This window comes from Gloeomargarita sp. SRBZ-1_bins_9 (assembly GCA_039794565.1).
Taxonomy (GTDB): domain Bacteria; phylum Cyanobacteriota; class Cyanobacteriia; order Gloeomargaritales; family Gloeomargaritaceae; genus Gloeomargarita.
Genome location: JAUQVX010000002.1, coordinates 1 through 13,827, shown reverse-complemented (window position 1 = coordinate 13,827; position 13,827 = coordinate 1). Strand labels below are relative to the sequence as shown.

The 13,827-nt window shown below is 59.6% G+C and carries 11 protein-coding genes and 1 tRNA gene; 5 read left to right on the top strand and 7 right to left on the bottom strand.

Features of this window, described 5'->3' with window-relative positions; translation table 11 throughout:
* Window positions 1-5 precede the first annotated feature (5 nt).
* The 3 genes from Q6L55_02420 to Q6L55_02410 are packed head-to-tail and all read right to left on the bottom strand — an operon-like array spanning window position 6 to window position 2,844.
* Window positions 6-1,226 carry an HhoA/HhoB/HtrA family serine endopeptidase gene (locus Q6L55_02420; protein ID MEN9257575.1) on the bottom strand — a complete coding sequence of 407 codons (1,221 nt, stop codon included), beginning with the start codon at window positions 1,224-1,226 and terminating at the stop codon, window positions 6-8.
* 11 nt (window positions 1,227-1,237) lie between these two features.
* Window positions 1,238-1,843 carry a shikimate kinase gene (locus Q6L55_02415; protein ID MEN9257574.1) on the bottom strand — a complete coding sequence of 202 codons (606 nt, stop codon included), beginning with the start codon at window positions 1,841-1,843 and terminating at the stop codon, window positions 1,238-1,240.
* A gap of 5 nt (window positions 1,844-1,848) precedes the next feature.
* On the bottom strand, window positions 1,849-2,844 hold the full coding sequence (locus tag Q6L55_02410; protein MEN9257573.1) for an NAD-binding protein: 996 nt from the start codon (window positions 2,842-2,844) through the stop codon (window positions 1,849-1,851).
* Between the two features lie 149 nt (window positions 2,845-2,993).
* Between Q6L55_02410 and Q6L55_02405 the strand changes: the two genes are divergently transcribed.
* The 4 genes from Q6L55_02405 to Q6L55_02390 all read left to right on the top strand — a co-directional run bounded on the left by Q6L55_02405 (window position 2,994) and on the right by Q6L55_02390 (window position 8,421).
* The gene (locus Q6L55_02405; GenBank protein ID MEN9257572.1) at window positions 2,994-3,245 is read left to right on the top strand and encodes a DNA-directed RNA polymerase subunit omega; all 252 of its coding nucleotides are present in this window, start codon (window positions 2,994-2,996) and stop codon (window positions 3,243-3,245) included.
* A 278-nt stretch (window positions 3,246-3,523) separates the two neighbouring features.
* Window positions 3,524-4,867: an AMIN domain-containing protein gene (locus Q6L55_02400; GenBank protein MEN9257571.1), complete on the top strand. Its 1,344-nt coding sequence runs from the start codon at window positions 3,524-3,526 to the stop codon at window positions 4,865-4,867.
* 132 nt (window positions 4,868-4,999) lie between these two features.
* Window positions 5,000-6,298 carry an HlyD family efflux transporter periplasmic adaptor subunit gene (locus Q6L55_02395; protein ID MEN9257570.1) on the top strand — a complete coding sequence of 433 codons (1,299 nt, stop codon included), beginning with the start codon at window positions 5,000-5,002 and terminating at the stop codon, window positions 6,296-6,298.
* Window positions 6,298-8,421, top strand: a complete 2,124-nt coding sequence (locus Q6L55_02390) for a glycosyltransferase (GenBank protein MEN9257569.1) — start codon at window positions 6,298-6,300, stop codon at window positions 8,419-8,421. Before Q6L55_02395 ends, Q6L55_02390 begins: the two co-directional genes overlap by 1 nt.
* A 165-nt stretch (window positions 8,422-8,586) precedes the next feature.
* On the opposite strand, the gene Q6L55_02385 is transcribed toward Q6L55_02390, so the two are convergent.
* Window positions 8,587-8,660, bottom strand: a tRNA-Arg gene (locus Q6L55_02385).
* An 87-nt stretch (window positions 8,661-8,747) separates the two neighbouring features.
* Between Q6L55_02385 and Q6L55_02380 the strand changes: the two genes are divergently transcribed.
* On the top strand, window positions 8,748-9,983 hold the full coding sequence (locus tag Q6L55_02380; protein ID MEN9257568.1) for a phycobilisome linker polypeptide: 1,236 nt from the start codon (window positions 8,748-8,750) through the stop codon (window positions 9,981-9,983).
* Here the strand turns inward: Q6L55_02380 and Q6L55_02375 are convergent.
* Genes Q6L55_02375 through ntrB form a run of 3 tightly spaced genes read right to left on the bottom strand, consistent with a single transcriptional unit; the run spans window position 9,980 to window position 13,669 of the window.
* Window positions 9,980-10,798 (bottom strand): nitrate ABC transporter ATP-binding protein, encoded by an 819-nt coding sequence (locus Q6L55_02375; GenBank protein MEN9257567.1) that lies wholly within the window; start codon window positions 10,796-10,798, stop codon window positions 9,980-9,982. The two genes, Q6L55_02380 and Q6L55_02375, sit on opposite strands and share 4 nt — an antisense overlap.
* An 18-nt stretch (window positions 10,799-10,816) precedes the next feature.
* A complete protein-coding gene (locus tag Q6L55_02370; GenBank protein MEN9257566.1) occupies window positions 10,817-12,829 on the bottom strand; it encodes a nitrate ABC transporter ATP-binding protein in 2,013 nt (670 codons plus the stop codon).
* A gap of 9 nt (window positions 12,830-12,838) precedes the next feature.
* The gene (gene ntrB / locus Q6L55_02365; GenBank protein MEN9257565.1) at window positions 12,839-13,669 is read right to left on the bottom strand and encodes a nitrate ABC transporter permease; all 831 of its coding nucleotides are present in this window, start codon (window positions 13,667-13,669) and stop codon (window positions 12,839-12,841) included.
* Between the last annotated feature and the right edge of the window lie 158 nt (window positions 13,670-13,827).

Genomic DNA, 13,827 nt, shown 5'->3' with positions numbered 1-13,827 from the left:
GAGCGCTAGCGCTGCTGCCCCAACACCTGCTTGCGGTCCCCAGTGCGGACATTCAGCGTCAGGGTTTGGTCGCCGCGGCGGATGCGCATTTGCAGGCGCTGACCCACCTGGCTGCGTTCCACGATTTGTTGTAGGTCCTCAGCCTTGGTCACCTTTTGCCCTTCCACCTCCACGATCACATCCCCTCGCCGCAGGCCCGCTTCCGCCGCCGGACTCCGGGGCAACACCTGGCGAATGATCACCCCATTGACCTCCGGCACCTGCATCAGGCTGTTGGGATCGCTATTGATTTGCCGCGCCAACTCCGGCGTCAGGGTACTCATAGTGACCCCGATGTAGGGGTGGGGCACCGTCCTGCCTTCCGCCAGAATCGGAGCAATGGTCTTGGCCAAATCCACCGGGATGGCAAACCCAATCCCTTCCGCCCCAGCCCGGATCGCCGTATTAATCCCAATCACTTCCCCATTGGCATTCAGCAAAGGACCGCCCGAATTGCCGGGGTTGATGGCCGCATCCGTCTGGATAAAATTCAACCGCTTATCGGGAATCCCCACCTCCGAACTGGTGCGCCGCAAATTGCTGATAATCCCCAACGTCACCGTGTTATCCAAACCCAGGGGGTTCCCCACCGCAATCGCCCAATCCCCCACCTGCAACTTGTTGGAATCCCCTAGGGGGGCCACTGGCAAATTGCTCGGCGGATTGTCTAGCTTGAGTACGGCCAGGTCCGTTACCTCATCAACCCCTCGCACCCGTGCCGACAACCGTCGCCCATCGGTCAAGGTCACCATCACCCGTTGCGCCCCCTCCACCACATGGGCATTGGTCAGGATAGTGCCGTTTTTGTCAATGATGAAGCCAGAACCTTGACCCCGCTCCGTGCGTTCCCGGGGGATATTGAACTCCCCAAAAAAGCGCCGGAAAAAGGGGTCATCAAAAAAGGGATCAATGTTCAAACTCACGGTGCGTTCCGTATCAATGCGCACCACCGCCGGGCCCACCCGCTGCACCGCCGCCACCACAAAATTACTCGCCGTCGGTTTGGCGCTACCGGTTAAAGCCACAGGTGAGTTGGCCACCACCTGGTCCAGGGGGTCCGCTTGGGACGGCAAGGCACGAAAACCCACCACCGTAAGCACCACACCCACCAATAGCGCCAGGGCATGGGTCAACAACTGAAACCACCCTCTGGGACGCATGACGGTTCGCCGGACTCGCCAAGACATCTGAACCTCGCTCACTCCATTTTACGGGTATATTTAACAGACTGACCACGGGGGTGGGTGTTCCGCACAATTCCCTGCAAAATCGCTTGCGTCACGCTGGCCACCGGCATTTGCGCTGTGATGGACACCCGCACGTCCGCCTGGGCGTAGTAGGCCTGCCGCTGGGCCAGCAATGCCTGCAACCGCTGCTGTAGCTCATCGGGAGTTTGGGCTTGGGCTAACAGGGGCCGGTCTTGCCGCTGCTGTAGCCGTTGCACCAACACCTCCACCGGTACATCCAGCCACACCACAACCCCATGTTGGAGATAACTCCAGTTCAGGGATTGGGTCACACAGCCGCCCCCGGTCGCCACCACCAGACGGGTATAACTGGAAACCTCCGCCAGCACCCGGGATTCCCACCGGCGAAACCCCGCCTCCCCCTCAGCGGCAAATAAATGGGGAATGGTGCGCCCTGTAACTTGCCCAATCAACTGGTCCGTATCACAAAACCGATAGCCCAACTGCCGGGCCAATGCCTTGCCGGTGGTACTTTTGCCGCACCCCATCATCCCCACCAAAAACACACTGACACCGCCAAGATGGTGACGGGCCTGGGCCACCAAGCCGAGGTCCATGGCGACTACTCAAGATGCGTAATGGTTTGGAAGGCCATAACAATTAGCGTATCATCCGCTGCCAAAGCCGGGAATTGACTGAGTTTGGGATTGAGCACAATCCGGCCATCGCCCCGGCGGATGCCAACCAGCATGATCGGCTGTTCGGGTTGGGAACAGCGGGCCACTTGCTGGCTGAGTTCCACAAAGGTCAATCCCCGCCAGGAAGCAGGATAATTCCCCGGTTCAATAAAGTAAAACTCATTGGTGTCATCGCTATAGGTCAGCAGTTGTTGATAGACCACCGACATATTTCTAAACAGAGCGCTTTGGGCAATCATTCCGGCGCTGTAGGTCTGGGCCGACACCACTTCATCAACCCCTGCCTCTTTAAGATGCCGGTAACGGTCGAGTTTTACTAATTCTGCCACCACGTGGATGTTTTGGGGAAGGTGAGGCTCCACCTCCAAATGCTTAATGGCCAGGGCAATCAGCACATTTTTTTCATCGGGACCCGGGGTATCCTCATCCGCCAGTAAAATCACCGCTCTGGCCTGGTGGGCATGGTACTTTCTTAGAGTGGCATGGTGGGTGGGGTCAGCCTGGACAAAATGCACATGGGGTTCATCGGCGAAATCAGCCTTTTGGGGAATATCTGAGGCAGAGATGACTAGAATATCCCGGGGGTTGCGGCGAGTACCCTCTAAAAGTTGATGAACCACGGCTGGCGCTTTTTCGTTCCAGTTACAGATAATGATATGGTCGCAAAAGGTCTGCATCGCCTTCTCCTGCCAAAGGGCCTGGGTTACAAAAAAAGAGGAAAATTTACCGACAATGGCGCCAAAGACGAGAGTGCCAAACAGCAACAGCAAGAGTTGAAAAACTTGGCCGATCAGGGTTCGGGGTTTATCGGGGTACTCGCCCAAGAGGGTGATCAAGGCGTTGGTCACGATATCCCAGGCGACGGCCGGTGCGGTAAACCCACCCTCGCTCCACAGCAGAACGCCAACAATACCGGCCAAAAGGGCTAAGGCGACTGGCCACGGGAACTCCTTTGGTCGTTCTACCCACACCATAGACGGGGTACCACCTTCGGTGCTATCCTGAGGCCCAGGGGGAATTCGGGTGTTAGGATAGCGCTTAGTTGACTTTCTGGCCGAGCGATAACCCTATGCTACAGCGCCGTCATCGCATTGACCCGGTAGAGATTCTGTTTCGGACTGAGGAGTTGCTGCGGGACGCCCGGAACCGCTACGAAATCACCCACCAGGTGGCCCTGTGCGCTAAACGTTGTCGCTATGAGGACTTAGACGCCCTGGATGATCCCTTCAACAAGCCGGTAATCCGGGCAATTATTGAAATGGCGGAAAAGCTCAAACCGGAATTGGTGGGCGGGGAGAATTTGACGGAAACCCTGGGTTAAAAAATTTTCCCGGTGGGTTGAACCGACTGCCCAGGGTTCCTGTCTAAACAAAGAGAGGATTGAGGACAGACGCGAAAGCCGGGGTGGCGCTGCCAAAACCGGCCTTTTTTTTTTTCAATCATTGCCCCCTGGCCCCGTAATTTATAAGAATTTTTTATGACTGATGGGGGGAACCGATAGACTGTGGTAAGCTGCGAAATAAATTATTGTGATTAAACACGCTCCCAGAAGGCTTCTCACACGCCAACAAGCTTCTCAGACACCCTAAGGAGATTAGGATGATGAAATCAGCCTGGATACTACCGGGTTCGGTAGGCTTATCGTTGCTGGCCGTGCCTGCCCATGCTGCCCGCTTGCAACAGTGGCACTTTAACCCGGACGTCCATGTGTTGGAATTTACGACCGATGGGGTGGCTCAACCCCGGGTGCAGGTGTTATCCCAGCCGACGCGGGTGGTGATTGATTTGCCGCAGACCCTCTGGCCAGCTGGACGAGAGGTGCGCCATTGGCAGCGGGGACAGGTGCGCCAGGTGCGGGTGGCCCAGTTTGACGAGACAACCACGCGGATTGTGGTGGAATTTCATCCGGGTGTGAACGTCCAGGCGACGGACGTGCAGGTGGAGGCTGTCGGCGGTGGCCATTGGCGGGTGCAACTACCGGGGGGGATGCCTGCGGCGTCGGTGGAACCGGAATGGCTGACTTCCACGGCTGGGAAGGGGGCCGTTATCCGGGGTCTACGGGTGACGGAGGCCGGCATTTTTCTGCAAACCCAGGGGCAAACGGGTTCAACGCGGGTGCAGCGCACTGCTGACGGTCAGCAGGTGTGGATTGATTTGGGCAATACGGCCCTGTCGCCGAGCTATCAACCCCAGCCTTTACCCCAACTGACCCAACTGGGGGTGCAGAATATCCGTTTGGTGCAGATAGCTCAGCAGCCGCCGGTAACTCGGGTGATCCTGCAGGTACAACCGGGACAGACCCAGTGGCGCGTTCATGTGCAACAGGTTGGTTATCTAGGCGGCGTCATGGTGGTGCGGGGGGGGGAAAACCCGCCGGTAGCAGCTCATCCCGCTCACCAGGTCACCGCCCCCGATAACTGGGGTATTGCTGCGGACCCGCAACCGGTGGCCATTCTTCGCCCCGAGATGCAACCCCAGTCCTGGGCGTTGGGGTCTTTTCCGGTGGAGAACTTCCAGGCCTATACTTCGCCTTTTGGGCCACGTGGGCGGGGATTTCACTATGGACTGGATTTGGCCGCCCCCGAAGGCAGTTATGTGCGCAGTTGGTGGGATGGCCGCATTGTGGAGATTTTTAATGACCCCGCCTGCGGGACGGGTATCGTTATCCGCTCTGGGCGTTGGGAGCACATTTATTGCCACTTACGGGGACGGGCGGCCCGGGATAGCCAAGGGGTGTATTTGCTAGACCCCTCCAGTGGTCTCAACATCCGGCAGGGGCAGTGGGTGACAGCAGGGATGCGTATCGGGCGGGTCGGGATGACGGGACGGACAACCGGACCCCACCTGCACTGGGGGTTGCGCCATGATGGGCGCTGGATTGACCCGGCGGTGGTGTTACGGGAGATGTACGCTCAACAAAACCGGGAACGCCTGATGTCCTAGGGGGGCTGTAGCAGGGTCCATCTGGCCCAGTTGCGGAGGGGGGAGCATTTTAAGGAAAACATAAGCTTAGGCCCTTGACCTTATAGCAGCTATAACCCTTTAGTATTGCTTTGTGGCATTACCATAGGCACCGTGACCCATCCCCAACGGTTGAAGTCTTGGCTGGATCGGGCAGCGATTAGTGGTCCGTTACCTCCCCCACTGCAACCCCAAGACAAGGCGCCAGGCCGGCAGTTATGGGTGCGGGCGGGGCGAGCGCTGGTGGGGCTGATGCTGCTGGGTGTGGCGGTGTGGTGGGGCTGGCGACGTCTGACGCGGGTGTTCAGCCGGGTGGCTTATATCAATGGGGAGGTCATCACGATCTATGCGCCGATTGAGGGGACGTTGCGCCTGGAACCTTTGCAGCCGGGGCAGATGCTTTCCCAAGGGGCAGTGTTGGGCCGGATCACTAATGAGCGCAATGCTCAGTTGGAAATTGACCTGCAACATCTGCGGGGACGGCAGCGCCTAACCCAAGAGCAGCTCCAGAGTGTGAACCGGCAGTTGGCCCAGCGACGACAGACCTATGAACTGCTACGCCAAAAGTCCCGGCAGCAGACGGCGCTGGATGTGGCATTTTTCCGGGCGGCTTTGGATCGCAGTCGGAGTGAGTTGCGGGCGGCCCAGGCCCAATTGGCTTTGGCCCAGAAGGAGTTGGAGCGGGCCATGGCCCTGGCTCAAGAAGGAGCAGTTCCCCAGCAGCAGGTGGACCAGGCCAGAACCCAGGCGCGCTTAGCCCAGGAGACCGTTAGGGAACGCCAAGCCGAGCTAGAACGGCAGCGTCTGAACCTGCAGGCGGCCCAGGCGGGATTGCAACTGGATTCGGCGCGGACCTTTAGCTTTCCGGCCATCCGACTGCTGGATTTGACCAAAGAAATTACGGACCTGGAGCAGGAAAAACAACAGCTCCAGACGACGTTGGTCACCCTGGCACAGGACATTCGCAAAGCGGAACAGCAACTGCGGTTGGTGCAGGCGACGGTGTTGCGCAGTCCGGGGGAGACGGTGGTCTGGTCGGTGCCCCTGCGCACGGGGGAGCTGGGGACCCATGTGGGAGCCGGTACGCCGCTGCTGCAACTGCTCAATTGCGAGCAGGTGTGGGTGAGTGCTTTGGTGGCGGAGCGGACCAATCACCGGCTGCATCTGGGACAACGGGCGGTGGTGCGTTTCTTGGATGGGACGCAGCGGGTGTTACCGGGACGGGTGCGGGCCATTCGCGGGGGAACGGGACAAGTGACCGTAGGAACGGATGTGGCTGTGCCGCCGCCGGAGTTGGTGCGCCATGAACTGGAGGTGCAAGTGCAACTGCAAGCACCCCCGCAGGTATGGAGCCGCCGGGGAGATTTTTGTGGTGTGGGCCAGCGGGTAGAGGTGGAATTTCTCAGGCCCTGATGGGGAAGGGAGCGGCACTGGACTGGTGGCTGCTGTGGCTGGGGGTGGTGGCCCTGGTATTAGTGGGTCTGCTGCAGGGGGCAGGGGACATCCTGGGGGAGCTGGGGTTGAACCTGTGGACCTGGGGACAGACGACATTTCGCCCCTGGAGTACAACATTACAGGCCCTGGCCTTACCGGCTTTGGTGTGGCTGGCGTTTACGTATCTGCTGAAGGAGGTGTTCCCCCGCCCCCAGCCGGTTAGCCGTGCGGTGGTCAGTGTCGTGACGGCGTTTTGGGGGGTGCGCTATCTGCTGTGGCGTCTGGTGGCCACCCTGAATCTGGAAAATCCGGTGGCGGCGACGGTGTCTTTGGCCTTGTTTGGGGCGGAGGCACTGACGCTGCTGAACGCGGTGTTGTTTTACCTTCACCACATCTTCCAGGTAAACCGCTCGCGGGAGGCGGACCGCTGGAGTCGGGCTGTGTTGGAGGGGACCTACCTGCCCTGGGTGGATGTGCTCATTCCCACCTATAACGAAGACGTGACCATTCTGCGGCGCACGGTCATCGGCTGCCAGGCGATGGACTATCCCCACAAGCGGGTGTATCTGCTGGATGATGGGCGACGGCCTGAGGTGAAAAAACTGGCCCAGGCGCTGGGGTGTGGTTACCGGGACCGCCCGGACAATCGCCATGCCAAAGCGGGTAATATCAATCACGCCCTGCCGACATTGCACGGGGAACTGGTGGCCATTTTCGATGCCGACTTTGTGCCGACACAGAATTTCCTGCAGCGCACAGTAGGCTTTTTCCAGGACCCCCGGACGGCGCTGGTGCAAACCCCCCAAAACTTCTTCAACGAAGACCCGGTTTCGGTGAATTTGGGGCTGGAAGGAATTGTCAACAATGAACAGACCCTGTTTTTCCGCTACATCCAGCCGAGCCGGGATTTTTGGGATGCGGTGGTTTGTTGTGGCACCTGTTTTGTGGTGCGGCGCAGTGCCCTGGAGGAAATTGGCGGCATTCCCACCGGCAGCATCACCGAGGACTATTTCCTGAGCCTGCAGCTGCAAAGACGGGGTTACCGGGTCAAATATCTCAATGAGGCCCTGGCAGCGGGACTGGCACCGGAAACCATCGGCGCATTTGTGGATCAGCGATTGCGGTGGGGACAGGGGACGTTGCAACTCCTGTTTTTGGGGGCCAATGTGTTGACGATGCCGGGGCTGAGTTGGGGACAGCGCTTTTCCCATGCCCTGGGGTTTTTGTACTGGTTTTTGTCCCTGTGTCGGTTGGTGTTTCTAACAGCACCCTTGGTCTATCTCCTGCTGGACATTGCGCCGTTGCGGGCGACGGTGGACGAATTAATTTTCTTCTACCTGCCCTATTACATCAGCGGGGTGATGTGTTTTTCCTGGTTGACGGAAAACCGGCGCTCGGCTTTTTGGTCGGATGTGTACGAGACGCTGCTGTGCTGGCCGATGGCCCTGACGGTGGTGCGTACCTTGCTCAATCCCTACAACAAGCCGTTTAAGGTGACCCCCAAAGGTGTTGATACCAGAAGCATTCACTGCCATTGGCCCTTGATGCATCCTTTGCTGGTGTTGCTGGGGTTGTCAGTACTGGGGGTGGGGCGGCAGGTGTGGCTGCAGGGGGTAGTGGTGCGGAATCCCGATAGCTTGGCCGTCAATCTCTTTTGGGCAGTCTACAACGGGATGCTGCTGGCGGTTTGTCTGCTGGCCGCAATAGATGTACACCGGTCGCCCTATCCCTGGTTTGCCCGGCAGGTGCCCTGTGAACTCAAGCTCAGGGGATGGAGATGGCCGGGGGCGACGGTAGCACTGTCGGAAGCGGGGGCCTTGGTGGTGCTCGTGGGTCAGGGGGTTCGGCAACCGGGAAGGGGGTATTTGGTGTTTCGGCAAGGGAGTCCCTTGGGCCATCTGGAGCTGCCGGTCCAGGTGCATCCCGAAGGACCAGTGCTGCAAGTCACTTTCTTGGACATGGACCTGCCTACCCTGCGGCGGTTGATTCCTTACCTGTACTGCCAACCCAACCAATGGCCGGAAGTCAAGGTGCCGGAGTGGCAAACCCTGTGGGCAATGATCACCAGCCTATGGCGGCTATATCCCCTGGCGGCCAAGTAGGTGACTGGCTGACCATGGGAAGGGTTAGTGTGCAAAATTTCTAGATTCCACCGTGGGCAATAAGCCCCTTGCTGCGGTGACGGTTTTGTTTGTTGTCCGGCCAGCCGGGGGATAGGTAGTATCGCTTATGGTTCAGGTGTAGTTCAGAAGTGGCCGAGTTGCCAACGGGACTGGCCGGAGTTGAACCGGCGGCCTAGCGCTTAGGAGGCGCTTGCTCTATCCAACTGAGCTACAGCCCCAAAACCCCAAACCCATCATAGCGTCCGGGGGGGACCGTCTTGGGGTACATTACAAAAAAAATGGCTGTTTCCTAGGTGAGCTGCGTGATGTTGAGTTCTCTGGCCACGAGTACGTCCTATAACAACCGGGTGTTTGTGCTGGAGGTGGTGGGCCTGCGCCAGAATGCCACAACTGCCAACCTCAACTACCCCATTCGCCGCAGTGGCGCCCTGTATGTCCAGGTGCCCTACAACCGCCTCAATCAAGAAATGCAACGGCTACAACGGCTAGGGGGACGGATTGTGGCGGTGCGTCCGGTCAATGGTTCCCTCCCCGCCCCCCTAGCCAATAAAGAAAATAAATCGGAACAAACCAGCCACTCCCCGGCCCAACGCACTACAACTAAAGAGACCGTCTCACGCAGCAAACCCATGACTCACGTCAAGGAAAAAGCCGACATTCCGGTCAACATTTATCGCCCCAATGCCCCGTTTATCGGCCGGTGCTTGAGTAACGAACCCCTGGTGCGCCCCGGGGGCATTGGTATCGTCCAGCACATCAAACTGGACCTGCGGGGGGGGCACCTGCGCTACCTGGAGGGGCAAAGCATCGGCATTATTCCCCCGGGAACCGACGCCAACGGCAAACCCCACAAACTGCGCCTGTATTCCATTGCTTCCACCCGGCATGGGGACGACCTGGACGACCAGACCGTTTCCCTGTGCGTGCGCCAGTTGGAATACGAACACCCAGAAACCAAAGAAAAGGTCTATGGGGTCTGCTCCACCTACCTGTGCCACCTACAGCCGGGCGAAGAGGTGAAAATTACCGGGCCGGTGGGCAAGGAAATGCTCCTGCCGGATGACCCGGACGCCAATATCATCATGATGGCTACGGGGACAGGCATTGCGCCGTTTCGAGCCTACCTGTGGCGGATGTTCAAACCCGAAGAGCGCCAACTTAACCCAGACTACCAGTTCACCGGTTTTGCCTGGCTGATCTTCGGCATCCCCACCACCGCCAACATCCTCTACAAAGAGGAACTGGAGGCCCTCCAGGCCCAGTACCCGGACCAGTTCCGGCTCACCTACGCCATCAGCCGCGAGCAGAAAAACCCGGAAGGGGGCCGCATGTACATCCAGCACCGGGTGGCGGAACACGCCGAAGAACTCTGGGAGTTGCTCCAGCAGCCCAAGACCCACGTGTACCTGTGTGGCCTCCGGGGGATGGAGGATGGGATTGACGCCGCTTTTGCCGCCACTGCCGCCAAGCACGGGGTGAACTGGGGCGAGTACCAAAAGGAACTCAAAAAGCAGGGCCGCTGGCACGTGGAGACCTACTAGGGTTCCGGGGGCGTCAACCGCTCGTACAAAAAGGCCAAGGCCCGGTTGCGCAGTTCGTAGTAGTGGGGGTCCTCCAGCATGCGCTCGCGACTGCGGGGCCGGTCAAAGGGGATGGCCAAAATCTCCCCGATGGTCGCCCCTGGACCGTTGGTCATCATCACCAGGCGGTCGGCCAAAAACAGGGCCTCGTCAATGTCGTGGGTGATCATCAACACAGTGCAGCCGCTGCGGCTCCAGATGGCCAGCAGTTCCTCCTGTAACTCTTCTTTGGTAATGGCATCCAGCGCCCCAAAGGGTTCATCCAGGAGCAAGACCGCCGGTTGCACCGCCAGCGCCCGAGCAATGGCCACCCGCTGCTTCATGCCGCCGGAAATCTGGGGCGGGTACTTGTCCATGGCCTCCCCCAACCCCACTAGCTGGAGATACTCCCGCACCATGGCCCGCTTCTGCGGCAGACGCTTGTGGGGATAGACAGCCTCCACCGCCAACAACACGTTGTCAAACACCGTCAGCCAGGGCAGCAGGGAATAGTTCTGAAACACCACCATCCGGTCCGGCCCCGGCTTGGTAATCGGTTGCCCCTGGAGACACACCTCCCCGCTGGTGGGCTGGGTAAAACCGGCGGCCAAATTCAGTAGGGTGGACTTGCCACAGCCGGAATGGCCGATGATGCAGATAAATTCCCCCCGGCAAATCTCTAGGTCAATGCCGTTGAGCACCAGGAGGTGGCCGTATTGTTTGCTGACCTGGTGAAAGTGTAACAGCGGGGCCTGGGCCGTCATTGTCTCACCGGTCATCGCCGTCGTGGTTGCCATGATTGCCTCCCAAACGCATTAGATAACTGAGCCGGGGGATACCGCCTGGGGCCGTTCCAGTCCAATTTCGGCTACGGCAAAATCCCGCTTGATGGCTAAGCGATTCAGGTAGTCAATGGGGTCCTGCTGGCTGGTGAACGCGCTGCCATCGAACAGGCGAATCGGGCTGCGGCTGGTTTGGGCGGTGCCCAGTAAGCCTACCTCCCGAGCGGCAATGGTAAACACATCCACCCGACACACCCGCTCCAGGATTTCCAGCCAGTTGCGGGGAAAGGGCACCTCGCCCCAGCGGGCCAACTGGGTCATGATCCACAGGTGTTCCGTACGGCTGGGCCGGTTCAACCCCTCCCCATAAAACCGGTGGTGGGCGTACTCCGGTTGGTTTAATTCACAGGTGAGCTTGCCCGGTTCCCCCAACTGGATGTAGCGCACATCGGTTCCCAGGTAGAGCGGGCGGGCCAATAGATGGCGAATTTCCTCGTGGTGCTGCGGTTGGCTACAGTAGTAGCAGGCCTCCAGCAGGGCCTTCACCAGGGCAATGTGGGTATTGGGATAGCGCATGGCCCAGTCCTCCCGCACCCCCAGCACCTTCCCCGGGTGGTCCAGCCACAATTCCTGGTCCGTGGCCACCGTAAAGCCGATGCCCTCCAGGGCCGCCCGCAGATTCCAAGGTTCCCCCACGCAGTAGCCGTCAATGGTACCCGCCCGCAAATCCGCCACCATCTGGGCCGGGGGAATCGTCCGCAACCGCACATCCCGGTCCGGGTCAATCCCCGCCGCCGCCAGCCAGTAGCGCAACAGCAGGTTGTGCATAGACGCCGGATGCACCATGCCAAAGATGGGGGGAGTGGTTTGCTCCTGGAGGTACGCCCGCAACTGAGCCGCTGTATGAATTCCCCGCTCGTAGAACCGCCGGGCCAAGGTAATCCCGTTGCCGTTGCGGGTCATGGTTAAGCTGCTAACCACCGGGATGAGCCGTTCCTGATAGCCCCCCAAGGTCAACCACACCGGTAGTCCCGCCGGCGTCTGGGCCGCGTCCAAATAGCCCCCCACCAGCCCGTCCACGATCCCCCGCCAACTGCTTTCCCGCACCAGGTGCACCTCCTCCAGACCGTGCTTGGCAAATAGACCCTTTTCGTAGGCCACCGCCAGGGGTGCACAGGCCGTTAGGGGCACAAACCCGAGGGCCAAATTCACCTTTTCCAGCCCGTGCCGGGCCACCGCCTTGGCCGAACGGGCGCGCATTTGTTTGATGCGTTTTTGCTGGTTGAGAAAATAAATCACCTCGCTGCGCAGGCTGTAGTAGCTGGGGTGTTTCACCACCTCCATCCGCCGCCGGGGTCGGGGAATGTCCACCGCCAGAATCTGGCCAATCTGGGCGCCAGGGCCGTTGGTGAGCATGACGATCCGGTCCGAGAGTAACACCGCCTCATCCACATCGTGGGTCACCATGATGGTGGTCACCCGCTGCTCCTCGCAGATACGCAGCAACTGTTCCTGCAAATGCCCCCGCGTCAGGGCATCCAACGCCCCGAAAGGCTCATCCAACAACAGCACCTGGGGTTGGATCACCAGCGCCCGGGCGATCGCCACCCGTTGCCGCATCCCCCCCGACAATTGCGCCGGATACTTGTCCTTGGCCGCCAGCAGCCCCACCAGCTCCAGGTACTGTTGCACCCGTTGCCGTTGTTGCGCCGGCGACAGATGCCCCAACACCTCCTGTACCGCCAGGGCCACATTCTCCCACACCGTCAGCCAGGGCAGCAGGGAATAGTTCTGAAACACCACCATCCGGTCTGGCCCCGGTTGGCGCACCGGCTGACCCCCTACCCACACCTGCCCCTGGGTCGGCTGGTCCAGCCCCGCGATCAGATTCAGCAACGTGGACTTACCGCACCCCGAGTGGCCGATGAAGGACACAAACTCCCCCTGCTGGATCTCCAAATCAATCCCCTGCAACGCCAGGTAGGACTGACCACCCCCCAAGGGATACCGTTTTTCCACCTGCTCGACCGCCACCAAAACCGCCATAGACCCCTCCTACTGCTGCGGAACAATCAGTCGCTGCACCCAGGCCACCAGCCGGTCTAGGATCAGGCCCACCGCGCCGATGTAAATCACCGCCAGGATTACCTCACTCACATAGTTCTGCTGGTAGGCGTCCCAGATGAAAAAGCCGATGCCCACCACCCCCGACATGACAATCTCCGCCGCAATAATCGCCAGCCAGGCCAAACCAATGGCAATCCGCAACCCCGTAAAGATATAGGGCAAGGCCGCCGGCAGCAGAATCTTGAAAAAATAGGCGCGGGGGTTTAGCTGCAACACCATCGCCACATTCTTGTAGTCCTGGGGAATCTGCCGCACCCCCACCGCCGTATTGAGCAAAATGGGCCACACAGACGTAATAAAAATCACGAAAATCGCCGCCGTCTGTACATTGGGCAGGGCAATTAGGGTAATGGGCACCCAGGCCAAGGGGGCAATCATGCGCAGGAACTGAAACAGGGGGTCCAACGCCCGGTTGACGATGGGGTTAACCCCCACCCAGATGCCCAAACTCACCCCCACCACCGCCGCCGCACCGTAACCCTTGGCCACCCGCGTCAAACTGGCCAGGGTTTGCCAAAACAGGCCCTTATCCAAGCCCCCCCGGTCGAAAAAGGGATTGAGCAGCAATTGGCGCGTGCTGTCGTCCGTCAATAGGGTGCTGGGGGCCGGCAGCCGGGTCACCCCCGCCATCGAAAGCACCTGCCACAGCAGCAAAAATCCCCCAATGCCCACCAGGGGTGGGAGCACCTGCGGAGCATATTTCTGCCGCCACTGGTGCCAGCGGGGGGGTGAAAAACCAGGACTGGGAGCCGTAACCATTGTGGATGCACCTCCTTTACGCGCGCTTGATTTGCAGTTGAGCCAGGTACTGCTGGGGGTTGGCCGGGTCAAAAGTCACCCCATCAAAGAAGGTTTCCACCCCCCGCGACGGACTGGTAGGCACCTCGGTGATGCCGCTTAACTTGGCCGCTTCCCGC